Here is a 23185-nt window from a genome sequence, read left to right as displayed (position 1 = left end):
ATAAACTGGGCCTCATTTTAAGGACCGGGGCTTCCACCCGGCTCCGCCAAGGTTTCACCCCAGGGTTTCATGTCATTCAAGGATCTCCCCCTAGACGCCCGTCCCCGCGAAAAACTCATCTCGCGCGGGGCGTCCGCGCTGGCCGATGCCGAGCTGCTGGCCCTGCTGCTGCGCACCGGTGTGGCGGGCAAGAACGTGCTGCAGCTGGCGCAGCAACTGCTCGAACGCTTCGGCGGGCTCTCGGGGCTGCTGCACACCGGCGCCGAAGACCTCAAGGCCGTCAAGGGCATGGGCGGCAGCGCCAAGCGCTCCGAGCTGATCGCAGTGCTCGAGCTGGCACGTCGAGCCATGGGCGAAAGGCTCAAGGAGCGCACGGTGTTCGACTCGCCCGACGCGGTCAAGCAATACCTTCAGCTGCACATCGGCTCACGCCCCTATGAAGTGTTCGCGGTGGTGTTCCTCGACGTGCAGCACCGCATGATCGCGCTGGAAGAAATGTTCCGCGGCACGCTCACGCAAACCAGCGTGTACCCGCGCGAGGTCGTCACGCGCGCCATCCATCACCAGGCTGCGGCCGTGGTGCTGGCGCACAACCACCCGAGCGGCAACATCGAGCCTTCGCGTGCCGACGAGTCGCTCACGCAAACGCTGCGAGCCGCCCTGGCGCTGGTGGACGTGCGGGTGCTCGACCACATCATCGTGAGCCCCGGGCAGAGTTTCTCGATGGCCGAGAGGGGGCTGCTCTGATGGCCTCGCGCGCGCCCTCACTCAAGAACCTCGCAGACCTCAAGCAGGTGCAGCGCGTGCTCGCCGAAACCCGCGAGCGCGAAGCCGCCGAGGCCGCCGCCAAGGCAGCGGCCGAACGCAAGCGCGCCGCCGAGAAAGACCTGTTCGCCCGAGCCATCGGCGCCACCGAACCATTGCGCCGCAAGGCCGCGGTGCCGCTCGCGCCGGAGCCGCCCGCACCCATCCCCGTGCAGCATCAGCTCGACGAGCAGCGCGTGCTGCGCGAATCGCTCTCCGACGAGTTCGACGTGACCACGCTGCTCGACGTGGACGACGCCATGAGCTTCCGCCGCCCCGGCATCGGCACCGACGTGACGGCGCGGCTGCGCAAGGGCGACTGGGCGATCCAGGCGCAGGTCGACCTGCACGGGCTGCGCAGCGACGAGGCGCGCGAAGCGCTCGGCGGCTTCATCCGCACTGCTTACAAGCAGGGGCTGCGCTGCGTGCGCGTGGTGCACGGCAAGGGCCTAGGCTCGCCGGGCAAGCAGCCTGTGCTGAAGACCAAGACCCAGCGCTGGCTGATCCAGAAGAACGAAGTGATCGCCTTCGTACAGGCCAAGCCTGCTGAAGGCGGGGCCGGCGCACTCGTCGTGCTGCTGGCGCCCGCGCGGCGCTGAGCCGCTTCTCCTCAGGCCAGCAGGTTCTTCAGCGGCACCGCCGCATCCGTCACTGCCGCCGCATCAGGGCTGCGCCCCGCTTCGAGCAGCTTGCGGCTCATCATGTGATCGACCGGCGCATTCACCGACTCCACGCACACGAGCTGCCCGTCGACGTAATGAAACAACGAGAACGCATCGGGCTTCGGCCCCGCGCGGCGCACGCTGCTCAGGCCCGGCGTGCCTTCGGCCGGCATCAGGCCCACCATCTGCAGCCGCATGCCGCCCTGGTCGGACCAGAACCACGCGACCGCGTCATGCGTGCGCGCAGCGCCGGTCAGCGTGGCCACTGCCGTTCGTGCCTGGTCGTTGGCGTTCTGCACCGATTCGAGCCGCAGCGCGCGGCCCGCGCGGCGATCAGGGAAGCGCGTGCAGTCGCCCACCGCGAGCACGTTGGCCGCGCTGGTCTGCATGTGGCCGTCGACCACGATGCCGTCCGCGCATTCGATGCCGGCTGCTTGCGCGAGCGCGGTCTCAGGAACGGCGCCGATGCCCAGCAGCAGCAGATCGACAGGCTGCTTCACGCCGTTGACCTGCACCGACACCAGCCGGTCGCCTTCGACTTCGAACGCGCCCGTCTGCGCGCCGAGCACGATGTCGATGCCGGCCGCGCGGTGCGTGGCGAGCACGTGCGCCGACAGCTCGGGCGACACCGCGCGCCCCAGCAGCCGCAGCGCGCTCTCGATCACCTGCACCGACTTGCCCAGCGCCTTGGCGGTGGCCGCCACTTCGAGCCCGATGAAACCGCCGCCGAGCACCGTGACCGTCTCGGCCGATGCGAGCCGGGTGCGCAGGCGATGCGCCTCGTCGGCGGCGCGCAGGCTGGCGACGTTTTCCAGGCCCGGCTTCAGGTCGGGCATCTGGCGCGCGCGCGTGCCGGTGGCCAGGACCAGCCGTTCCCACGGCAGCACGGCGCCCGAACGCAGCGTGACGGTGTGCGCCTCGCGGTCGATGGCCACGGCCGCGTCGCCCAGGTGCAGCGTGATGCCCGCTTCGCGGTACCAGTCGGCGGCCTTGTGCGGCTGCGTGGTTTCCTCGGCGCTCTTGAGGAAGGCCTTGGACAGCGGCGGGCGGTGATACGGCTCGCAGGCCTCTTCGCAGACCAGGTGCACGCGCGCGCCCTGCCCGGCTTCAGCAAGGCCCGCGCAGAGCTGGGCCGCGGCGTGGCCGCCGCCGATGATGACGATGGAATTCATGAGAGAAGCGTCTTTCGAAATCGTTGTGTGGTCGGTCAGTCACTCGCCGCGGTTGCGCATCCAGTCGGCCGTCTTGAAGAAGGAGTCGCGCAGACGTTCGCGCAAGTCTTCCGGCACGCCCGTCTCGCCCATCGCCTGGTCCATGCAGGCCAGCCACTGGTCGCGCTCCTTGATGCCGATGGTGTGGCCGCCGATGCTCTGCGGCAGGTGGCGCGCGCGCAGCATCGGATGGCCGAAGCGGTCGGTGTAGTGCTGCGGCCCGCCGAGCCAGCCGCACAAAAACCAGAACAGGCGCTGGCGCGCGTTGTCGAGGCTGGTGCCGTGCACTGCGCGCAGCTGCGCATAGGCGGGCTCGAGGTCCATCAGGTCGTAGAAGCGCTCGACCAGCGCCTCTACCTTCGGTTCGCCGCCGATCCAGTCGAACGGCGTGCCGGCGGGCGGCTTTTCTTGAATCTGCATGGGCGGGAGTATCCCTCCGGGCGCTTGCTAGACCTGCACGAGGTCTGGAATGGCCACGTCAGGGTTCACGTCGGCCTCGTAGTCCACGCCCTCCACCGCGAAGCCGAAGAGGCGCAGAAACTCGGTCTTGTAGCCCGCGAAATCGGTGAGCTCGTCGAGGTTGTCGCCGGTCACTTGCGGCCAGAGCTCCAGCACGCGAGCCTGTACCTGCGGCGCCAGTTCCTTGTAGTCCGCGCGCAGGCGGCCTTCCTCGTCGATGTGCGGCGTGCTGCCGTAGACGCTTTCCGCAAAGAGCCCGTGCACCTGCTCGATGCAGCCCTCGTGCGTGCCCTGCGCCTTCATCACCTTGAACAGCAGCGACAGGTACAGCGGCATCATCGGAATGGCCGAGCTGGCCTGCGTGACGACCGCCTTCAGCACCGACACGCGTGCATCGCCGCCCTTGGCCGCCAGTTGCGCGCGAATGCCCAGCACCTTCTGGTCCAGGTCCTTCTTGGCGGCGCCAATGGAGCCGTTCCAGTAGATGTCGTGCGTGATCTGCTCGCCCAGGTAGGTGAAGGCCGTGGTCTTCGCGCCGTCGGCCAGCACGCCGGCCTGCTGCAGCGCGTCGATCCACATCTGCCAGTCTTCGCCGCCCATCACGGCCACGGTGTTGTCGATTTCTTCTTGTGTCGCGGGTTCGAGCACCGTTTCCTTCACGGTCCCGCTGTCGGTGTCGAGGCCACGCAGGCTCACAGACTTGCCGATGGGCTTGAGCACCGAGTTGAAGACCTGGCCGGTCTTCGGATGCGTGCGGCGCGGCGCGGCCAGGCTGTAGACGACGAGGTCGACCTGGCCGAGGTCAGCGCGGATGGTGTCGATGACCTGCTGCTTCACGGCGTCGGAAAAGCCATCGCCGTTGATGCTCTTCGCGTAGTGGCCTTCGGCTGTCGCGGCGTGGTGGAAGGCGGCGGTGTTGTACCAGCCGGGCGAGCCGGGCTTGGTTTCACTGCCCGGGCGTTCGAAGAACACGCCTAGCGTGTCGGCGCCGCAACCAAAGGCAGCTGTGATGCGCGCAGCCAGGCCGTAGCCGGTCGATGCGCCGATCACCAGCACCTTCTTCGGTCCGCCCGCGATGGGCCCCTGGGCCTTGACGTAGTCGATCTGCTGCCTGACGTTGGCTTCGCAGCCGGTGGGATGGGTCGTGACGCAGATGAAGCCGCGCACGCGGGGTTTGATGATCATGAGTATCTCGCTGGATGAGATGCAGGAAGAAAACGGCGGGAGCACGTTTTTGGCGCCGCGAATTTAACCCAGCCTGCAATAACCGCCTTCAGCTTGTCCATATGCATATGTCGATTGACGATTTAATAATCAGGGGTTTTATTGATATGGTTCGACCCTGAATTTCCTTTAGGAGAGAGACAACCCATGCGCCACACCCTGCTCGCCGCGGCCGTCGCCGCTTCCACCTTCCTGCTCGGCACCGTCGCCCACGCCGACCAGTTGGCCGACATCAAGAAAAAGGGCGAACTGGTCGTCGGCGTGCTCGGCACCGACGAGCCCGCGACCTTCGTCGATCCGAAGACGCGCCAGATCGTCGGCTACGAAGTCGACCTGGTAAACGCCATCGCCAAGAAGATCGGCGTGAAGCCTGTGCTCAAGCAGATCGCGGTGGCCGCGCGCATTCCGGAACTGCAGCAAGGTCACGTGGACCTGGTGGCAGCCGGCCTCACGCACAACAAGGAGCGCGAGGCGCAGATCGACTTCTCTCTCACCACCTTCGTCACCGGCCAGAAGGCCATCGTGAAGAAGGACAGCGGTATCAACGAGGTGCCGCAGCTCGCGGGCAAGAAGGTGCTGACCATCCGCGGCGGCACGCAGGAGCCCAACATCCGCAAGGCCGTGCCCAACGTCGAGGTCGTGACCTTCGACACGAGCCAGCAGGCCTTCCAGGCACTGCAGCAGGGCAAGGGCGTGGGCTATGTGGACGACGAGGCCGCGCTGCTGCGCAGCTACGCCAAGCTGGGCCCGCAGAAGGCGCAGTACGTGGTGCTCAAGCAGAACCTGAGCACCGAGGCGCTGGCCATCGGCATCAAGAAGGGCGAGACCGGCCTGAAGGCCGTGGTGGACGACACGCTGCGCGAGCTCGAGAAGTCGGGCGAAGCGCAGAAGATCTTCATCAAGTGGTATGGCCCGACGACGGCTTCGGGCTTCCAGACGCGCGACTTCAAGCTCGACTCCGACAAGATCGACTGAGCCCGCGTTTCTCCTTCCCCCGCTGGGGGAAGGCCGGGGATGGGGGCTCGCGGCCCCGGCCCTTCGCGGCGGTGATACTGTCGCCCCCCATGCCCCTGTTCGACTATTCCTTGCTGCTGACCGGCAAGTACCACGACATGCTCATCGCGGGCCTGCTGCTGTCGCTGCAGTTGCTCGCGGCCGCGCTGGTGCTGGCGCTGCCCATCGCGCTGATGGTGGCGCTGCTGCGGCTGTCGCCCTTCGCGCCGCTGCGCTGGTTGGGCTTTGCGTACGTCGAATCGATCCGCAACATCCCGCTGCTCGCGCACATGCTGTTCTGGTACTTCGGCGCACCCGAGCTGCTGCCCGAAGGCATCAAGCAATGGCTCTACGCGGGGCACATCGAGGCCTACAGCGCGGTGATTGCGCTGGCGCTGTACACGGCGGCCTTCATGGCGGAAGACATCCGCAGCGGCATCCGCGCGATTCCTTCCGTGCAGTTCGAGGCCGGACGCGCTATGGGCTTCAGCTACCTCGCCACCATGCGCCGCGTGGTGCTGCCGCAGGCGCTGCGCGTGACCATTCCGCCGCTCATCTCGCAGACGCTGAGCCTCTGGAAGAACACCTCCATCGCCACGGTGATCGGCGTGGCCGAGCTGATGTATCAGGCGGGCCAGGTCGAGAGTGCGACCTTCCGCAGCTTCGAGTCGTTCGCGTTCGCGAGCGCGGCGTACCTGACGGTGTCGCTGGCCATCACCGGGTTGGCGACCTGGTACCACCACCGTTACCCGGTGCGGACCATCTGAGGGCGCCAACGCGATGTTGCAGATCATCAACGACTACTGGGTCTACTTCCTCATCGGGCAGTACCCCAACGGCCCGCTCGGCGGGCTGGTGCTCACGCTGCTGCTGGCGTCCTGCGGACTCGTGCTGGCATTGCCGCTGGGCATCGTGCTCGGGCTGGCGCGCGTGAGCCCGTGGCGCTGGCTGCGCTGGCCGGTCACGGGCTTCGTGTTCGTGGTGCGCGGACTGCCGCTGCTGATGGTGATCTTCTGGGCCTACTTCTTCCTACCCAGCGTCACGGGTGTGAAGACCGACCAGTTCACCACCATGCTGATCGCGCTCGTGGTGTTCGACGCCGCCTATCTCGCCGAGATCGTGCGCGCCGGCATCCAAGGCCTGCCGCGCGGGCAGATGGAAACGGCCCGCGCGCTGGGCCTGGGCTACGGCCGCGCAATGCGGCTGGTGGTGCTGCCGCAGGCGCTGCGCAGCATGCTGCCCTCGCTGGTGAACCAGTTCGTCTCGACCATCAAGGAAACCTCGCTGGGCTACATCATCGGGCTGGCCGAGGTGTCGTTCATCGCGACGCAGATCAACACGCAGGTGTTCACCAAGCCCGCGCAGATCTACCTGATATTGGGCGGGACGTACTTCATTCTCTGCTTCGGCCTGTCGCGCTTCGCCTACTGGCTGGAACGCCGGCTCGCGCGCCGCGGCATCTCTACAGCCACCGCCAAGGTGTCCGCATGATCGAACTCGAAAAAGTCAACAAGTGGTACGGCAACTACCACGCGCTGGTCGACATCAGCGAGAACATCCACAAGGGCGAAGTCGTCGTGGTGTGCGGGCCTTCGGGCTCGGGCAAGTCGACGCTGATCCGCACCTTCAACCGGCTGGAGCCCATTCAATCGGGCCGCATCGTCGTCGATGGGCAGGACATTCACGCGCCGGGCCTCGACGTGAACGCCTTCCGCTCGCGCATCGGCTTCGTGTTCCAGCAGTTCAACCTGTTCCCACACCTCACGGTGCTGCAGAACTGCACGATGGCGCCGATGCAGCTGCGCGGCCTCACGCGCAAGGAGGCCGACGAGCGCGCGATGGCGCTGCTGCACCGCGTGGGCTTGTCGAACAAGGCCAACGCATGGCCGAGCGAACTGTCGGGCGGCCAGCAGCAGCGCGTGGCGATTGCGCGCGCGCTGGCCATGCAGCCGCCGCTGATGCTGTTCGACGAGCCCACCAGCGCGCTCGACCCCGAGATGGTCGGCGAGGTTCTGCTCGTGATGCGCGACCTCACGCGCGACGGCATGACGATGGTCTGCGTGACGCACGAGATGGGCTTCGCGCGCGAGGTGGCCGACCGTGTGCTGTTCATGGACGAAGGCAAGGTGCTGGAGCGCGCCACGCCCGACGACTTCTTCAACCGGCCGCAGCATCCGCGCGCGCAGCAGTTCCTGTCCGACATCCGATCGCCTTTTGCGAAAGACGCATGACCGACACCACCCTCCCCCTCATCGATGTCTCCGCACTCGTGGCAAACACGGCCGGGCGCGACGCCGTCGCCGCGCAGATCGGCGCCGCCTGCCGCGCGCACGGTTTCTTCTACGTGACGGGCCACGGCGTCGATGCGGCGCTGGTGAAGCGGCTCGAAGACTTGAGCCACCGCTTCTTCGAGTTGCCCGAGGAAACCAAGATGCAATGGCGCATGGCTCTCGGCGGGCGCGCCTGGCGCGGCTTCTTCCCGCTCGGCGGCGAGCTGACCTCGGGCCGGCCCGACTGGAAGGAAGGCCTCTACCTCGGCAGCGAGCTGCCCGCCACGCACCCGCTGGTGCAGGCGAAGACGCCGGTGCACGGGCCCAACCTGTTCCCCGACGTGCCGGGCTTTCGCGAAACCATCCTCGACTACATGGCGGCCGTCACGCAGCTGGGCCACCGGCTGATGGAAGGCATCGCACTGAGCCTGGGCCTGAGCGCGGACTACTTTGCCAAGCGCTACACGGCCGACCCGCTGATCCTGTTCCGCCTCTTCAACTATCCGACGCAGGCCGTGCCCGAGGGCCTGGACGTGCAGTGGGGCGTGGGCGAGCACACCGACTACGGGCTGCTCACGATCCTGCACCAGAACCAGGTCGGCGGCCTAGCGGTGCACACGCCTGGCGGCTGGATCGACGCGCCGCCGGTTCCGGGCTCGTTCGTCTGCAACATCGGCGACATGCTCGACCGCATGACCGGCGGGCTCTACAAGTCGACGCCGCACCGCGTGAAACGCAACACTTCGGGGCGCGACCGGCTGTCGTTTCCGCTGTTCTTCGACCCCAACTTCGAGGCGCGCGTGCAGCGCATCGAGGGTCTCGCGGGTGCCGAGGCGCGCGACGACAGCGCCGAGCGCTGGGACCGCGCCAACGTACATGCCTTCAGCGGGCGCTATGGCGACTACCTGCTCGCGAAGGTGTCGAAGGTGTTCCCGCAATTGCGCGACGAAGTGCTCTGAACCGCCGGCGAAGGCTCGTCGAGGAAGGCGTCTTCCCAGCGCTCGATTTCCGCATCGGGGTCGGAAATGGGCACGAGCTTGTCGCTGCGGCAATAGAAGGTCCAGCCCTCGAACAGCACGTCGTAGTAAGTGCCGGGCAGGTAGCGCTCGCTCGGCGCCTCGTAGGGCAGCGAAACCACTTCCACGATCCGGCCCACCGCACGCTCCGTGAAGGGCGACGCCAGGCAGCTGTCGACCACATGGCAGAGCGTGCCGATCTTGATCATGAGAGCCCTGTTGCTGCCTCGGTTGGAAACCAGCGCGGCAGGTGCGGCACCGCTTCGTGCAGCGACTCGAGCACATGGAAGGCTCGCTCGATGATGGATGCGGGCGGGTGCTTGAGGTCGGGCACGACCACGACCCGCATGCCCGCAGCCAGCGCCGCCTTGGCGCCGTTCTCGCTGTCCTCGAAGGCGATGCATTCCGCCGGGTCCACGCCCAGCCGTTCGGCTGCGAGCAGGTAGAGCGCCGGATCGGGCTTGGCGCGCGCAACCTCGTCTCCGCCCGCAAAAGCTGAAAAATGGTGCAGCACGCCGAGGCTGCCAAGGCAAGCCTGGATCTGCCCGCTGGTCGACGACGAAGCAACAGCGCAGCGCGTGCCGCGTTCGCGCAGCGCGCTCAGGAATTCAGCCGCGCCTGGCTTGATGGGAAACAGCGGTGCACCGTCCGAACGCTCCAGCTGCAGGCGCTGGCGGACATGGGCCACGGCGTGGTTGTAGGCGTCCGAACCGCCCAGCAGCGACGCGAGGATGTGTTCGGACTCGGTCATGGCCAGCCCGACGACCTGCAGGTACTGGCTGTGCGAAAGCTCGATGTCGAGCGTGCGGGCGGCCTCGATCCAGGCGGCCATGATGGGGCGTTCCGAATCGATCAGCAGCCCGTCCATGTCGAAAATTGCGGCGGCGAACATCGGGGCATCCTAATGAAAAAGGGGCCGAAGCGGCCCCTTTTGAAAGAAACAGTGGCAGCTGCTGCCTTGCCGGTCAGTCCCGCGCCAGTGCCCGGTTCAGCGCCAGCGCGGCCAGCGTGGCGATGGCGCCCGACAGCAGGTAGATGCTGACGTAGGCCAGACCGAAGTGGGCCGACAGGCCGAGGGCAACCAGCGGCGCGAACGCCGCGCCGATCAGCCAGGCCAGGTCGGCCGTGAGCGCCGCGCCAACGTAGCGGTACTTGGGCGCGAAGTTCGAGGTCACGGCGCCAGCCGCCTGGCCGTACGACAGGCCCAGGATCACGAAGCCCAACAGAATGAAGATGTCCTGCCCGACCCGGCCGCCATCGAGCAGCGTGGGGGCGAAGCCGCTGAATGCCGCGATCACGGCAGCCAGGCCGCCCAGCGTGAAGCGTCGGCCGATGCGGTCGGCCAGCAGGCCCGAAGCCACGATGCCGGCGGCGCCGAGCACCGCGCCGATCATCTGCACGATCAGGAATTCGGTGACCGACTGGTCGGAATACAGCGTGATCCACGACAGCGGGAACACCGTGATCAGGTGGAACAGCGCATAGCTGGCCAGCGCGGCGAAGGCGCCGATCAGCAGGTTGGCGCCCTGCGAGCGAACCAGTTCGCTCACGCTGGTGGGCTCCAGTTCACGCTCTTCGAGCAGGCGCGAGTATTCGTCGGTGGCCACCAGGCGCAGGCGGGCGAACAGCGCCACCACGTTGATCGCGAAGGCCACGTAGAAACTGTAGCGCCAGCCCCAGTCGAGGAAGTCTTCGGACGGAAGGCTCGAATACAGGTAAGCGAACAGCGCGCTGGCAATGAAGAAGCCGATGGGCGCGCCCAGCTGGCCCAGCATGGCGTACCAGCCGCGGCGGTTGGCCGGGGCGTTCAGCGCGAGCAGCGAAGGCAGGCCGTCCCAGGAAGCACCCAGCGCCAGGCCCTGGCCGAAGCGGAACACCGACAGCAACACGATTGCCGTGAAGCCCAGGCTCGCATAGCCCGGCAGGAAGGCGATGCCGGCGGTGGAGGTGCCCAGCACGAAAAGTGCCGACGTGAGCTTGGCCTCCCGCCCGAATCGTCGCTGGATGACCATCGAGATGACAGTTCCGAACGGACGCGCGATGAAGGCGAAGGAGAAGATCAGGAACGAATAGAGGACGCCCTCGAGGTGCTGCTCGAACGGAAAGAAGACCGCCGGGAACACCAGTACCGAGGCGATACCGTAGACGAAGAAGTCGAAATATTCGGAGGCGCGGCCGATGATCACGCCGACCGCGATCTCGCCGGGGGCGATGTGCGAGTGGTCGTCGCCCTGCCGGGCGCCGCCGTGCTCGGGCGAGTTCGGCAGCGGCTGTGCGCCTTGCGGACTGATGCTGGACGTCGTCATTGCTTGCTGTAATTCAGGTGTCACGCCGGGGCGCGACACCATAAGACCATGGAGATCCCAGAGCGTCGCACCGAATCACATTTACCGCCATAGGACAAAACGTCCAATAGGCGAAACCCGTCTTCAGGCGTAGATTGTGGGGTCTTTTTGCGTCGCCCCTGCACCTCTTTTCCTTCGGCATGCACATCCTCAAGAACCTTCGCCGATCACTCCTGCTGCTTTCCGCCATGCTCCTGGCGGGCTGCAACACGGTGCTGATGAACCCATCCGGCGACATCGCCAATCAGCAGGGACGCCTCATCGTCGTCTCCACCGTGCTGATGCTGATCATCATCATCCCGGTGATCGCCCTGACCATCTTCTTTGCCTGGCGCTATCGCCAGTCGAACAAAGAGGCCACCTACAGCCCCGACTGGGACCACTCGACCCAGCTCGAACTGGCGATCTGGGCGGCGCCGCTGCTCATCATCATCGCGCTGGGCGCCATCACCTGGATCAGCACCCACACGCTCGACCCCTACCAGCCGCTGCGCCGCCTCGACGCCCAGCGCGCAATTCCGGCCGAAACCAAGCCGCTGGTGGTCGAAGTGGTGGCACTCGACTGGAAGTGGCTCTTCATCTACCCCGAGCAGGGCATCGCCACGGTGAACGAGCTGGCCGCCCCGGTGGACCGCCCGATCAGCTTCAAGATCACGGCTTCTTCGGTGATGAACTCGTTCTTCATCCCCGCGCTGGCCGGCCAGATCTACGCCATGCCGGGCATGGAAACCAAGCTGCACGCGGTGATCAACAAGCCGGGCGAGTTCGAAGGCTTCTCCGCCAACTACAGCGGCGCCGGCTTCTCGGGCATGCGCTTCAAGTTCCACGGCCTGAGCAATGGCGACTTCGACCAGTGGGTCCAGAAGGTCAAGGCCGGCAAGGACGGCGAGCTCACGCGCGACCTCTACAAGAAGCTCGAAGTGCCGAGCGAGCGCGAGCCCGTGCGCCACTACGCCGCCGTGGACCCCGCCCTGTACGACGCCATCCTCAACCTGTGCGTGGACCGCAACAAGATGTGCATGAAGGAAATGATGGCCATCGACGCCGACGGCGGCATGGGCAAACCCGGCGCCTTCAACGTTGCCACCAAGCAAGCCTGGGAGATCGACTCACTCGATACGCCCAAGCGCAAGTACGTCACCGCGATGTGCACCACCGAAGAATAAGATGTTGCAGAACCTAGACTTGACGAAGCTCGTCTTCGGCCGCCTCACCTGGGAGGCGATTCCCTTCCACGAACCGATCCTGCTCGCGACCTTTGCGGGCGTGGTGCTTGGCGGCATCGCCGTCCTCGGCGCACTGACCTACTTCAAGCTGTGGGGCATGCTGTGGCGCGACTGGATCACCAGCATCGACCACAAGAAGATCGGCATCATGTACATCATCCTGGGCCTGGTGATGCTGCTGCGCGGCTTTGCCGACGCACTGATGATGCGGGCCCAGCAGGCAATGGCCTTCGGCGACAACGCCGGCTTCCTTCCGCCGCACCACTACGACCAGGTCTTCACCGCCCACGGCGTGATCATGATCTTCTTCGTGGCGATGCCGCTGGTCACGGGCCTCATGAACTTCGTGGTGCCGCTGCAGATCGGTGCGCGCGACGTGGCCTTCCCTTTCCTGAACAACTTCAGCTTCTGGATGACCACCTTCGGCGCCGGCCTCGTGATGGCGTCGCTGTTCGTGGGCGAGTTCGCCAAGACCGGCTGGCTGGCCTACCCGCCGCTGTCGGGCATTCTCTTCAGCCCCGACGTGGGGGTCGACTACTACATATGGTCATTGCAGATAGCGGGGGTCGGAACCTTGCTCTCTGGCGTGAACCTGCTGGCGACCATCGTGAAGATGCGCGCGCCCGGCATGACGATGATGAAGATGCCCGTGTTCACCTGGACCGCGCTCTGCACCAACGTTCTGATCGTTGCAGCCTTCCCGGTTCTGACCGCCGTGCTGGCCCTGCTGTCGCTCGACCGCTACGTCGGCACCAACTTCTTCACGAATGACCTCGGCGGCAACGCCATGATGTACGTGAACCTGATCTGGATCTGGGGCCACCCCGAGGTGTACATCCTGATCCTGCCGGCCTTCGGCATCTTCTCGGAAGTGGTCTCCACCTTCTCCGGCAAGCGCCTCTTCGGCTACGCCTCGATGGTGTACGCCACGGTCGTGATCACCATCCTGTCGTACCTCGTCTGGCTGCACCACTTCTTCACCATGGGCTCCGGCGCCAGCGTGAACTCGTTCTTCGGCATCACGACGATGATCATCTCGATCCCGACGGGCGCGAAGATCTTCAACTGGCTCTTCACCATGTACCGCGGCCGCATCCGTTTCGAGCTGCCCATGATGTGGACCATCGGCTTCATGATCACCTTCGTGATCGGCGGCATGACCGGCGTGCTGCTGGCCGTTCCCCCGGCCGACTTCGTGCTGCACAACAGCCTGTTCCTGATCGCCCACTTCCACAACGTGATCATCGGCGGCGTGCTGTTCGGCATGCTGGCGGGCATCACCTACTGGTTCCCGAAGGCCTTCGGCTACAAGCTCGACCCGTTCTGGGGCAAGTGCTCGTTCTGGTTCTGGATCGTCGGCTTCTGGTTCGCCTTCATGCCGCTGTACATCCTGGGCCTGATGGGCGTCACCCGCCGCATGAACCACTTCCAGGACATGTCGCTGCAGATCTGGTTCCAGGTTGCCGCCTTCGGCGCCGTGCTGATCGCGCTGGGCATCGCCTCGTTCATCATCCAGCTGGTGGTGAGCTTCATTCGCCGCGAATCGCTGCGCGACACCACGGGCGACCCGTGGAACGGCCGCACGCTCGAATGGTCGACTTCGTCGCCCCCGCCGGCCTACAACTTCGCGTTCACGCCGCGCGTGCATGACAACGACGCCTGGTCCGACATGAAGGCCCGCGGCTACCAGCGTCCGCTGGAAGGCTTCAGCCCGATCCACATGCCCAAGAACACGGCCGCCGGCTTCATCATCGCGGCGCTGGCCGCAGTGGGTGGCTTCGCAATGATCTGGCAGATGTGGCTGGTGGCCGGCATCGGCTTCGTCGCCATGCTCGCCGCAGTGATCATCCACACGTTCAACTACAAGCGCGACTATCACATCCCCACGGAAGAAGTCGTCAGCACCGAAGACGCGCGCACGCGCCTGCTAGCTGCCCATGTCTAACACCACCGCTCTTTCCGCCGGCAGCGCCGGCCATGCGTCGAACGCGCCCGCGTTCGAGGTCTTCAACGTCCGCAACGAAGACCATCACCCCGAGAACGGCACGCTGCTGGGCTTCTGGCTCTACCTGATGAGCGACTGCCTCATCTTCGCGTGCCTGTTCGCGGTGTACGGCGTGCTGGGCCGCAGCTACGCGGCCGGCCCCTCGGGCGCCGACCTGTTCGACCTTCCGCTGGTGGCAATCAACACCTCGCTGCTGCTGCTGTCGTCCATCACGTACGGCTTTGCCGTACTCGAGATGCAGAAGCGCCGCATGGGCGCCGTGCTGGTCTGGCTGGCCATCACCGGCCTGCTGGGCGCGGGCTTCATCGGCCTGGAGCTGTACGAGTTTGCGCACCTGATCCACGAAGGCGCGGGCCCGCAGCGCAGCGCCTTCCTCTCGTCGTTCTTCGCGCTGGTGGGCACCCACGGCCTGCACGTGACCTTCGGCATCGTCTGGCTCATCGTGCTGATGATCCAGCTGCCCAAGCACGGCTTCACCGCCGCCAACCGCCGCCGCCTGATGTGCCTGTCGATGTTCTGGCACTTTCTGGACGTGGTCTGGATCGGCGTCTTCACCTTCGTGTATCTGATGGGATCGCTGCAATGAGCGCGCACACCGAAACCGCCGGCCACGGCGCACATGGCCATGACAGCCACGACGATGGCCCGGTGAGCCACAGCACCTTCAAGGGCTACATGACCGGCTTCGTGCTGGCCGTGATCCTCACCGCCATTCCGTTCTGGCTCGTGATGGCCAAGGTCTTCGACAAGCCCAACACCACCGCCCTCGTCATCCTGGCCTTCGCCGTGGTGCAGATCGTGGTGCACATGGTGTACTTCCTGCACATGGACGCCAAGTCCGAAGGCGGCTGGAACATGCTGGCGCTGATCTTCACGCTCGTGCTCGTGGTCATCACGCTGGCCGGTTCGCTGTGGGTCATGTACCACATGAACACCAACATGATGCCGCACTCGATGCACGACATGAAGAACATGCCCTGATGGCGGCAGCGGTCCGCCAGCGTTCCACCGCCGCGCGGGTGGCGCTGGCGGTCTGCGGCGCCCTCGCCTTTGCCGGCTTCTTCGCGCTCGGCACCTGGCAGGTCGAGCGCAGGGCCTGGAAGCTCGATCTCATCGCCCGCGTCGACCAGCGCGTGCATGCCCCGGCTGCCGCGGCCCCCGGGCGAAACGAATGGCCCACGGTCAACGCGGCCAACGACGAATACCGGCATGTCCGCCTTGCCGGCACCTTCCTCCACGACAAAGAGACGCTGGTGCAGGCCAGCACCAAGCTCGGTGCAGGCTTCTGGGTGCTGACCCCACTGCGCAGCAGCGCCGACGGCACCGTGGTGCTGGTCAATCGCGGCTTCGTGCCGCCTGAAGCACGCGAACGCCCGGCCCGCACCGCGCCGGAGCCACAGGGCGAGACCGCTGTCGCCGGCCTGCTGCGCCTCACCGAGCCCAAGGGCGGCTTCCTGCGCAAGAACGATCCGGCTGCCGACCGCTGGTTCTCGCGCGACGTGCAGGCCATTGCCGCGGCGCGCGGCCTGAACGACGTCGCGCCCTACTTCGTCGATGCCGAGGCCGCGCCCGCGCAGGCCACGGCCAGCATCGACACCCTCGCATGGCCCGCCGCCGGCCTGACGGTCATCGCCTTTCCCAACAGCCACCTCGTCTATGCCCTGACGTGGTACGGCCTGGCCCTGATGGTGCTGGTCGCGGCCTGGTTCGTACGGCGCAGCGAAAATGCGACCCATGCCGAAGCCCGTCCTGCCCAAGATGCTCAGCGCGACGACTGACACCGCCGCGGTCGCGGGCGAGCTGCACGCTCCCCGCGCCGGTGTTGCGAGCCTAGACAACGCCACCGGCCACCAGAACATGCAGCAGCTGATACAGCTGCGCTGGTTCGCCGTAGTCGGGCAGGTGGTCACCATCCTGGTGGTGCATTACGGCTTCGCGATCCGGCTGCCGCTGGACCACATGCTGCAGGTGCTGACCTGCCTCGCGCTCTTCAACATGGTGAGCCTGCTGCGTTCGCGCAGCCACCGGCGCGTGACCAACGGCGAACTGTTCCTCGCTCTGCTGGTCGACGTGGCCACGCTCACGGCCCAGCTCTACCTGAGCGGCGGTGCGACCAACCCCTTCGTGTTTCTCTTCCTGCTGCAGGTGACGCTGGGGGCTGTGCTGCTGAAGCCCTGGTCGACCTGGACCATCGTGGTCATCACCAGCATCTGCTTTGCCGGACTGGCGCTGTTCTCGCGCCCGCTCGCGCTGCCGCTGGACCACAACCGCGGCCTGTGGAGCCCCTACATCCAGGGCATGCTGGTGTGCTTTGCGCTGAACGCCGCGCTGCTCGTGATCTTCATCACCCGCATCGGCCGCAACCTGCGTGCGCGCGACGCCCGGCTGGCCGACCTGCGCCAGCGCGCCTCGGAAGAAGAACACATCGTGCGCATGGGCCTGCTGGCTTCGGGTGCGGCGCACGAGCTGGGCACGCCGCTGGCCACGCTGGCGGTGATCCTGGGCGACTGGCGCCGGCTGCCGCACTTCAGCTCCGACCCCGAGCTGCTGACCGAGGTGGCCGAGATGGAGCTGCAGATCCAGCGCTGCAAGAGCATCGTGAGCGGCATCCTGCTGTCGGCCGGCGAGGCGCGCGGCGAGTCGTCGGAAGAAACCACCGTCAGCACCTTCCTCGACGACCTGATCGAAGAGTGGCGCACCACCCGCCCCGTGGAAGACTTCGAATACGACAACCGCTTTGGCCGAGACCTCCCCATGGTCTCCGACTCGGCCCTCAAGCAGATGATCTGCAACGTGCTCGACAATGCGCTGGAGGCGTCGCCGCACTGGCTGCGCCTCGAGGCGGCGCACGACGCCGACGCGCTGACGATCACGGTCACGGACGCAGGCCCCGGCTTCCTGCCGGCCATCCTGAAGGAGTTCGGCAAACCCTATCAGTCGAGCAAGGGCCGCCCTGGCGGCGGGCTGGGGCTGTTCCTGGTCGTGAACGTGGCGCGCACTGTCGGCGGCCGCGTCGCGGCGGCCAACCGGCCCGAGGGCGGCGCCATCGTGAAGATCACGCTGCCGCTCGCGGCCATCGTGCTCGAGGAAGAAGAAACGGAAGTGGACGACGACGAGGACGATGCAGAGGCCCTCGCCGCCAGCAGGACCATCGGAATGGAAGGCAATGAACGAAACCGAAGCTGAGCGCCAGTTGCTGATCGTCGAGGACGACGACGCCTTCGCGCGCGCGCTCGGCCGCTCCTTCGAGCGCCGCGGCTATGCCGTAACGCAGGCGGGCAACCTCGCGGAAGTCGAGGCCCTGCTGGCCACCGGGTCACCCGGCTATGCGGTGGTCGACCTGAAGCTCAACGGCGAAGCCTCGGGCCTGGCCGCCGTGCAGATGCTGCACCGGCACAACCCCAAGACGCTGATCGTGGTGCTGACGGGCTTCGCCAGCATCGCCACCGCGGTGGAAGCCATCAAGCTCGGCGCCTGCCACTACCTGGCCAAGCCGTCGAACACCGACGACATCGAGGCCGCCTTCGGCCGCGCCGCCGGAACTACAGAGGTCGAGCTGACCAACCGCTCGACCTCGATCAAGACGCTCGAATGGGAGCGCATCCACGAGACGCTGGCCGAAACCGGCTTCAACATCTCGGAGACCGCGCGCAGGCTCGGCATGCACCGGCGTACGCTGGCGCGCAAGCTGGGCAAGCAGCAGGTCAAGTAGGCAACCACTACATCCCTTCATCTGCATGAGGTTCCGATGACGACAGCTCCTTCCCAGACGCAACCCTCGCCGCGCACCTCCGTGCTGGCAGCCCGCGACCAGACGGCGATGGAAGAACTCTTCAATGCCCTGAGCCACGGACTGGGCCTGGCGCTGGCCATCGCCGCGCTGCCGATCCTGGTCTACAACGCGGTGCAGAAGGGGCAGCCCGCGGGCGTGGTCGGCGCCTGTCTTTTCGCGGGCACGGCCATCGTGCTGTACCTGATCTCCACGCTGTACCACGCGCTGCCCATGGGCCGGGCCAAGGCCTGGTTCAACCGGCTGGATCACGCGGCCATCTACCTGTTCATCGCGGGCAGCTACATGCCCTTCCTGTTCGGCGTACTGCGCGGGCCGCTGGGGTGGACGCTGTTCGGCGCCATATGCGCGGCGGCCGTGCTGGGCGTGAGCGCCAAGCTGTTCAACCGGTTGCAGCATCCGCTGTGGTCGACCGGGCTCTATGTGGCGATGGGGTGGATGGCGCTGATGGCTGCGGTGCCGCTGTACGAGCGCATGTCATCGGCTGGGCTGGGTTGGCTTGTGGCCGGTGGGCTGTTCTACACGGCCGGTGCCGTGGTGTTCCTGTTCGACAACAAGGTGCGCTTCGCGCATTCGGTGTGGCACCTGTTCGTGCTCGCCGGCAGCACCTGCCATTTCTTCGCCGTGCTCTGGCATTCGCACGGCTGATCTTCCTGACTCAGTAATGCGGTGGTAGCTCGTCGCGCGGGTTGCGTGCGGCGCCGTCCTGCATCGCGTTCTGGCTCTGTTCCTTGAGTTGCGTGACCTGCAGGATCAGCCGGTCGATCTGCTGCTGCTGCCGGTAGATCGTCATGTTCAGCTGGTCGAGCAGGTCTTCGGCGTAGCTCGACTTGATCTCGAGCTCGGTCACGCGTTCTGCGAGGTCGTGGGGTGGGTTTTCCATGCCGCTATTGGACAGGAAGACCGACCCACCTTTTATGACGCCTCCCTTAGCCTCTTCTTAGCGGCGCACCTTGGCTTCGAGCAAGTCGCCCATGCCGATGCGCTTCGCGAATTCGATGCGCACGCGCTCCGACACCTCGAACACCTCCGTCGCACCGTCGCCCACGAAGTCGATCAGCGAACGCATCGGCCGCGCACCGGCGGGCAGGCCCACGATGCGCACGATCTCGTCGGCCACGGCTTGCGGGTCGGCGTTGTCGGGCGTCAGCGCCGAGAGGCGTTCGCCGATCTGGTCCATCACGCCGTCGTAGCGGCTGTAGGCGGCAGCGGTCGCGGCATCGGCCGGCTTGCCCGCGCTCGGGAAATGGTCGGTGCCCCGGGTGAAGGCGCCGGGCACGACGATGGAAGTCTCGATGCCGAAGCGCGCAATTTCGTAGGCCAGCGTGACGGCCAGCGAATCCATCGCCGCCTTGGCCGCGCCATAAGGGCCCATGAACGGCGGAAAGCCGCCCTTGGTGGTGGTGCTGCTGATCCACAGCATCAGCCCCGACTCCTGCCTGCGCAGGTACGGCAGCACCGCGCGGTTCACGCGCTGCGCGCCGAGCACGTTGGTGTCGAACACCTTGACGATCTCTTCGGGCGTGAAGGCCTCCGTCGGCCCGACGACCAGGTGGCCGGCGTTCTGCATCACCACGTCGAGGTGGCCCTGCTCGCGCACGATGGTCGCGGCAGCGGCATCGGCCGAGTCCTGCGAGAGCACGTCGAGTTCGAGCGGGTGCAGCTGGATGTTCTTCGCCGCGGCCAGCGAGCGCAGTTCGGCAGCGCGGCCGGCATTGCGGCCCGCGATGTCGCGCATCGACGCGTAGACGACGTGGCCGGCTTCGGCCAGCGATTGCGCGCTGAGCTTGCCGATGCCGGTGCCAGCACCGGTGACGAGGATGATCTGCTTTTGCATGAGGTTTCTCCGTATGGGTTGGGTTGATCTGAGAAAGGGGATGGCTCAGGCGATGCCGCCGTTGGCGCGCAGGATCTGCCCGTTGACCCAGCCCGCATCCGGACCAGCGAGAAAGGCCACCACCGAGGCGATGTCCTCGGGCTGGCCGAGGCGCTGCAGCGGCGGCATCTTCGCGAAGGTCTGGATCTGTTCTTCGGTCTTGCCGTCGAGGAACAGCGAGGTGGCAATCGGGCCCGGTGCCACGGCATTCACCGTGATGTTGCGGCCACGCAGTTCCTTGGCGAACACGTGCGTAAAGGCCTCGACCGCCGCCTTGGTGGCGTTGTAGATCGCATAGCCGGGCATGTTCAGCGCGAGCGTGGTGCTCGAGAAATTGACGACGCGGCCGCCCTCGTTGAGGCGCGTGGCGGCTTCGCGCAGCGTGTTGAAGGTGCCGCGCACGTTGATGTCGAAGGTCTGGTCGTAGAGCGCGTCGGTGTGCTCGGCCAGCGGCACGGTCTTGAGCACGCCGGCGTTGTTGACCAGCACGTCGACCTTGCCGAGCTGCGCCTCGACGGCGTCGAACATGGCGCGCACTTCGTCGGCGCTGGCCACGTCGGCCTTGACCGCGAAGGCCTTGCCGCCGGCGGCCTGCAGTTCGGCGACGAGAGCGTCGGCCTGCGCCGGGCTCGACGCGTAGTTGATGGCGACCGCGAAGCCGTCTTTGGCGAGACGCCGCGCGATGGCGGCGCCGATGCCGCGCGATGCGCCGGTGACGAGGGCGACTTTGGAGTTGGAGGGCTGGTTCATGGCTGTTTCCTTTGCAGTAGTGGGTTGGTGAGACGAATGATCGATCGTTCCAACCTAAAGATAATTAGCCTTGAATCGCCATTACCATTCCATTTACTTCAACAATAAATTCCAAGTTCACCCCATGGACCGCTTCCAGGAAATGCTGGCCTTCGTGCGCATCGCCGAGCGCCAGAGCTTCACGCAGGCGTCCGAAGACCTGCAGATTCCGCGCGCCACCGTCACCAACCTGATCAAGCGCGTGGAGCAGCGCCTGGGCACCCGGCTGCTCGAGCGCACCACGCGCACCGTGCGCCTCACGCAGGACGGCGAGGCCTACTACCGCCGCTGCGTGCGGCTGCTGGCCGACGTCGAAGAGGCCGAGGGTCTGTTCCGCGACGAGGCGCCCAAGGGCCTGCTGCGTGTGAACCTGCAGGGCACGCTGGCACGGCATTTCGTGGTGCCCGCGCTGCCGGTTTTCCTGGCGCGCTACCCTGACTTGGAACTGCACATCGGCGAAGACGACCGGCTGGTCGACTTGGTGCGCGAAGGCGTCGACTGCGTGCTGCGCGCGGGCACGCTGCAAGATTCATCGATGGTCGGGCGGCGCGTGGCGCTGCTGCCGCAGGTCACGGTCGCAAGCCCGGCCTACCTGGCGCAGCACGGCGAGCCCGAGAGCGTGGAAGCACTGTCGGCGCACCGCGCCATCCACTACATCTCCAGCGCCACGGGCAAGGCAGTGCCGCTCGAATTCACGGTCGACGGGCGGGTGACGACCGTGCAGCTGGGCGGCATCGTCTCGGTGACGGGCGCCGACCTGTACACCGGCTCGGCCGTCGCGGGCCTGGGGCTGGTGCAAGTGCCGCGCTACCGTGTGGCCGCGGAGCTGGCGGACGGGCGACTGAAGGTGCTGCTGCCCGGCTTCGCGCCGCCGCCGATGCCGGTCTCGGTGCTCTATGCGCAGAACCGGCAGTTGTCGTCGCGGGTGCGAGTGTTCACGCAATGGCTGCGCGACATATTCGAGATCGCCGAAAAGGCCTGAGTCAGCAGGTCGTTGACTCCAGCGCCACGACCCCGGCCTCGGCATGCGTCTCGCCGCGCAGGAACGCGAACACGACGAGCGCCGTCATCACCGTCACGCCTGCCAGCACGCACAGCAGCGTGCCGAATGCGGCGCCATAGGCATGCAGCAGCGCCGCGCGGTCCAGTCCTGGCAGCAAGGCCAGCGCCTGAGACAAATCCCCGGTCGTGACACGCTGCGCCGCCTGCGATGCGGCGGCGGCATGCCCCAGCTGCACCGTCACCAGCGCCGTCAATCCAGCTCCGACCAACGCCAGCGCAATCCCCTCCCCCGCCACCCGCACGGTGTTGAAGATGCCCGAGGCCATGCCCGCCCGCTCGCGCGGCACCACGCTCACGGCCAGCCCGTCCATCAGGCCCCACGGCAGGCCGATGCCGGCGCCGATCAACAACAGCGGCCACACGATGTCATGCAGCGGCGTGCCCGGCGCGCAGCGACTGAGCCAGAACAGCCCCGCCGCGCACACCAGCAGCCCCACGGCCGAGATCACGCCCGCCGAGAACCGGTGCGCGAGCGATGCCGCCAGCGTCGGCACGACGAGGATCGGCCCCGACAGCGCGAACATGAAAGTCCCCGCCTCGATCGCGCTGCGCCCTTCGAGCCCGATGAAGCGGATCGGCAACAGCACCAGAAGCACGACGAAGCCATAGGCCGGCGCGGCAGCCAGCAACTGCACGCCCACGAAGCGCGGAAAGCGGAACAGCGACAGGTCGAGCATCGGATGCGCCACGCGCCGCTCGATGGCGATGAAGGCCGCCCCCATCAGCGCCGCGCCCGCCAGCGCACAAAGCACCCATGGGCTGCCCCAGCCGCTGTCGGGTGCCTGCAGCACGCCGAGCGTCAGCAGGCTCAGCGCGGCGGTGAAGGTAACGGTGCCCGGCATGTCGAGCCCCATGGCGTCCGGATTGCGCGACTCGCGCATGCTCGGCGCGGCGATGCACAGCGCCACGAGGCTGACCGCGCCGGGGCTCAGCATCACCGCCTGCCAGCCGAAGCTTTCGGCGAGCCAGCCCGAGAGAATCGAACCGCACGACAGCCCCACGCCGAACGAGGTTCCGATCAGGCTGAAAGCCCGCGTGCGCGCCGCGCCGTCGAACACCTGCGCCAGCGCGGCCGTGCCCGCCGCGAAGGCCGCGGCAGAACCCAGCCCTTGCAGAGCCCGAGCGAGATCGAAGGCGACGATGCCGGGGGCCAGCGTCAGCAGCGAGCTGCTCAGCGCCACCACCGCGAGCCCCGGCAGGAACACGCGCTTGCGCCCATAGGCATCGGCCAGCGCCCCGGCCGCCATCAGCGTGGCGCCGAAGCTCAGCATGAAGGCGTTGGTCACCCAGTTGAGCTGCACCGGGCTGCCGCCCAGCGCATCGCGGATCGCGGGCAGCACCACCGCCGGGCCGGTAAAGCTCAGCGGCATGCCCAGCGCCGCCAGGCAGACGGCGGCCAGCAGCCAGTTCTTGTTGAGGGAAGACGTGGACATCGAAGGCTTTCACGCAGGAG

Annotated in this window: 26 protein-coding genes; 16 read left to right on the top strand and 10 right to left on the bottom strand. The window is 66.6% G+C overall.

All coding sequences use genetic code 11. From position 1 onward, the window contains the following. The first annotated feature begins 69 nt into the window (after positions 1–69). Positions 70–747 carry a RadC family protein gene (gene radC, locus NWF24_RS05685; RefSeq protein ID WP_258353345.1) on the top strand — a complete coding sequence of 226 codons (678 nt, stop codon included), beginning with the start codon at positions 70–72 and terminating at the stop codon, positions 745–747. Then, complete coding sequence (locus tag NWF24_RS05680) at positions 747–1403, top strand: Smr/MutS family protein (RefSeq protein WP_258353344.1); 657 nt, start codon at positions 747–749, stop codon at positions 1401–1403. The genes radC and NWF24_RS05680 overlap by 1 nt, the downstream gene beginning before the upstream one ends. An 11-nt stretch (positions 1404–1414) precedes the next feature. On the opposite strand, the gene NWF24_RS05675 is transcribed toward NWF24_RS05680, so the two are convergent. Genes NWF24_RS05675 through fabV form a run of 3 tightly spaced genes read right to left on the bottom strand, consistent with a single transcriptional unit; the run spans position 1415 to position 4321 of the window. Beyond that, positions 1415–2638, bottom strand: coding sequence for an NAD(P)/FAD-dependent oxidoreductase (locus NWF24_RS05675; protein WP_258353343.1), 1224 nt, complete (start codon positions 2636–2638; stop codon positions 1415–1417). Between the two features lie 39 nt (positions 2639–2677). Further along, positions 2678–3097, bottom strand: coding sequence for a group II truncated hemoglobin (locus NWF24_RS05670; RefSeq protein ID WP_093057971.1), 420 nt, complete (start codon positions 3095–3097; stop codon positions 2678–2680). A gap of 27 nt (positions 3098–3124) precedes the next feature. Further along, a complete protein-coding gene (gene fabV / locus NWF24_RS05665; RefSeq protein ID WP_258353342.1) occupies positions 3125–4321 on the bottom strand; it encodes an enoyl-ACP reductase FabV in 1197 nt (398 codons plus the stop codon). A 186-nt stretch (positions 4322–4507) separates the two neighbouring features. Here fabV and NWF24_RS05660 point away from each other — a divergent pair, with 186 nt between their 5' ends. The 5 genes from NWF24_RS05660 to NWF24_RS05640 all read left to right on the top strand — a co-directional run bounded on the left by NWF24_RS05660 (position 4508) and on the right by NWF24_RS05640 (position 8582). Beyond that, positions 4508–5335, top strand: coding sequence for an ABC transporter substrate-binding protein (locus tag NWF24_RS05660; RefSeq protein WP_258353341.1), 828 nt, complete (start codon positions 4508–4510; stop codon positions 5333–5335). 89 nt (positions 5336–5424) lie between these two features. Further along, positions 5425–6120 carry an amino acid ABC transporter permease gene (locus NWF24_RS05655; protein WP_258353340.1) on the top strand — a complete coding sequence of 232 codons (696 nt, stop codon included), beginning with the start codon at positions 5425–5427 and terminating at the stop codon, positions 6118–6120. A gap of 13 nt (positions 6121–6133) precedes the next feature. Then, on the top strand, positions 6134–6844 hold the full coding sequence (locus NWF24_RS05650) for an amino acid ABC transporter permease (protein ID WP_081265922.1): 711 nt from the start codon (positions 6134–6136) through the stop codon (positions 6842–6844). After that, the gene (locus tag NWF24_RS05645; RefSeq protein ID WP_258353339.1) at positions 6841–7584 is read left to right on the top strand and encodes an amino acid ABC transporter ATP-binding protein; all 744 of its coding nucleotides are present in this window, start codon (positions 6841–6843) and stop codon (positions 7582–7584) included. The genes NWF24_RS05650 and NWF24_RS05645 overlap by 4 nt, the downstream gene beginning before the upstream one ends. Continuing rightward, the gene (locus NWF24_RS05640; RefSeq protein ID WP_258353338.1) at positions 7581–8582 is read left to right on the top strand and encodes an isopenicillin N synthase family dioxygenase; all 1002 of its coding nucleotides are present in this window, start codon (positions 7581–7583) and stop codon (positions 8580–8582) included. Before NWF24_RS05645 ends, NWF24_RS05640 begins: the two co-directional genes overlap by 4 nt. On the opposite strand, the gene NWF24_RS05635 is transcribed toward NWF24_RS05640, so the two are convergent. The 3 genes from NWF24_RS05635 to NWF24_RS05625 all read right to left on the bottom strand — a co-directional run bounded on the left by NWF24_RS05635 (position 8525) and on the right by NWF24_RS05625 (position 10945). After that, positions 8525–8848, bottom strand: coding sequence for a hypothetical protein (locus tag NWF24_RS05635; RefSeq protein ID WP_093077352.1), 324 nt, complete (start codon positions 8846–8848; stop codon positions 8525–8527). The two genes, NWF24_RS05640 and NWF24_RS05635, sit on opposite strands and share 58 nt — an antisense overlap. Then, a complete protein-coding gene (locus tag NWF24_RS05630; RefSeq protein ID WP_258353337.1) occupies positions 8845–9531 on the bottom strand; it encodes an HAD family hydrolase in 687 nt (228 codons plus the stop codon). Before NWF24_RS05630 ends, NWF24_RS05635 begins: the two co-directional genes overlap by 4 nt. A gap of 73 nt (positions 9532–9604) precedes the next feature. Then, the gene (locus NWF24_RS05625; RefSeq protein ID WP_258353336.1) at positions 9605–10945 is read right to left on the bottom strand and encodes an MFS transporter; all 1341 of its coding nucleotides are present in this window, start codon (positions 10943–10945) and stop codon (positions 9605–9607) included. A 179-nt stretch (positions 10946–11124) separates the two neighbouring features. Between NWF24_RS05625 and cyoA the strand changes: the two genes are divergently transcribed. The 8 genes from cyoA to trhA are packed head-to-tail and all read left to right on the top strand — an operon-like array spanning position 11125 to position 18653. Then, a complete protein-coding gene (cyoA, locus tag NWF24_RS05620; protein WP_258353335.1) occupies positions 11125–12150 on the top strand; it encodes a ubiquinol oxidase subunit II in 1026 nt (341 codons plus the stop codon). Between the two features lies 1 nt (position 12151). After that, positions 12152–14155: a cytochrome o ubiquinol oxidase subunit I gene (gene cyoB, locus NWF24_RS05615; RefSeq protein WP_258353334.1), complete on the top strand. Its 2004-nt coding sequence runs from the start codon at positions 12152–12154 to the stop codon at positions 14153–14155. Then, positions 14148–14801, top strand: coding sequence for a cytochrome o ubiquinol oxidase subunit III (gene cyoC / locus NWF24_RS05610; protein WP_258353333.1), 654 nt, complete (start codon positions 14148–14150; stop codon positions 14799–14801). The genes cyoB and cyoC overlap by 8 nt, the downstream gene beginning before the upstream one ends. Further along, positions 14798–15196, top strand: a complete 399-nt coding sequence (gene cyoD, locus NWF24_RS05605; RefSeq protein WP_258353332.1) for a cytochrome o ubiquinol oxidase subunit IV — start codon at positions 14798–14800, stop codon at positions 15194–15196. Before cyoC ends, cyoD begins: the two co-directional genes overlap by 4 nt. Next, a complete protein-coding gene (locus NWF24_RS05600) occupies positions 15196–15993 on the top strand; it encodes an SURF1 family protein (protein WP_258353331.1) in 798 nt (265 codons plus the stop codon). Before cyoD ends, NWF24_RS05600 begins: the two co-directional genes overlap by 1 nt. Further along, positions 15950–17401 carry an ATP-binding protein gene (locus NWF24_RS05595; RefSeq protein WP_258353330.1) on the top strand — a complete coding sequence of 484 codons (1452 nt, stop codon included), beginning with the start codon at positions 15950–15952 and terminating at the stop codon, positions 17399–17401. The genes NWF24_RS05600 and NWF24_RS05595 overlap by 44 nt, the downstream gene beginning before the upstream one ends. Then, positions 17382–17927, top strand: coding sequence for a response regulator transcription factor (locus tag NWF24_RS05590; protein ID WP_258353329.1), 546 nt, complete (start codon positions 17382–17384; stop codon positions 17925–17927). The genes NWF24_RS05595 and NWF24_RS05590 overlap by 20 nt, the downstream gene beginning before the upstream one ends. A gap of 36 nt (positions 17928–17963) precedes the next feature. Continuing rightward, entirely contained in the window at positions 17964–18653 is a 690-nt protein-coding gene (trhA, locus tag NWF24_RS05585; protein ID WP_258353328.1) for a PAQR family membrane homeostasis protein TrhA, read from the top strand. A 10-nt stretch (positions 18654–18663) separates the two neighbouring features. On the opposite strand, the gene NWF24_RS05580 is transcribed toward trhA, so the two are convergent. The 3 genes from NWF24_RS05580 to NWF24_RS05570 are packed head-to-tail and all read right to left on the bottom strand — an operon-like array spanning position 18664 to position 20631. After that, positions 18664–18888: a SlyX family protein gene (locus NWF24_RS05580; RefSeq protein WP_093057985.1), complete on the bottom strand. Its 225-nt coding sequence runs from the start codon at positions 18886–18888 to the stop codon at positions 18664–18666. A 57-nt stretch (positions 18889–18945) separates the two neighbouring features. Continuing rightward, positions 18946–19842 carry an SDR family NAD(P)-dependent oxidoreductase gene (locus NWF24_RS05575; protein ID WP_258353327.1) on the bottom strand — a complete coding sequence of 299 codons (897 nt, stop codon included), beginning with the start codon at positions 19840–19842 and terminating at the stop codon, positions 18946–18948. Between the two features lie 45 nt (positions 19843–19887). Then, positions 19888–20631, bottom strand: coding sequence for an SDR family oxidoreductase (locus NWF24_RS05570; protein ID WP_258353326.1), 744 nt, complete (start codon positions 20629–20631; stop codon positions 19888–19890). Positions 20632–20755: 124 nt separating this feature from the next. Here NWF24_RS05570 and NWF24_RS05565 point away from each other — a divergent pair, with 124 nt between their 5' ends. Further along, positions 20756–21652 carry a LysR family transcriptional regulator gene (locus tag NWF24_RS05565; protein ID WP_258353325.1) on the top strand — a complete coding sequence of 299 codons (897 nt, stop codon included), beginning with the start codon at positions 20756–20758 and terminating at the stop codon, positions 21650–21652. 1 nt (position 21653) lies between these two features. Here the strand turns inward: NWF24_RS05565 and NWF24_RS05560 are convergent, their stop codons facing one another. Beyond that, on the bottom strand, positions 21654–23165 hold the full coding sequence (locus NWF24_RS05560; protein WP_258353324.1) for an MFS transporter: 1512 nt from the start codon (positions 23163–23165) through the stop codon (positions 21654–21656). Between the last annotated feature and the right edge of the window lie 20 nt (positions 23166–23185).

The sequence above is a fragment of the Variovorax paradoxus genome, assembly GCF_024734665.1.
Classification (GTDB): domain Bacteria; phylum Pseudomonadota; class Gammaproteobacteria; order Burkholderiales; family Burkholderiaceae_C; genus Variovorax.
Note: the sequence above shows the minus strand (reverse complement) of the source record. Positions and strands in the feature narration are given on the sequence as shown.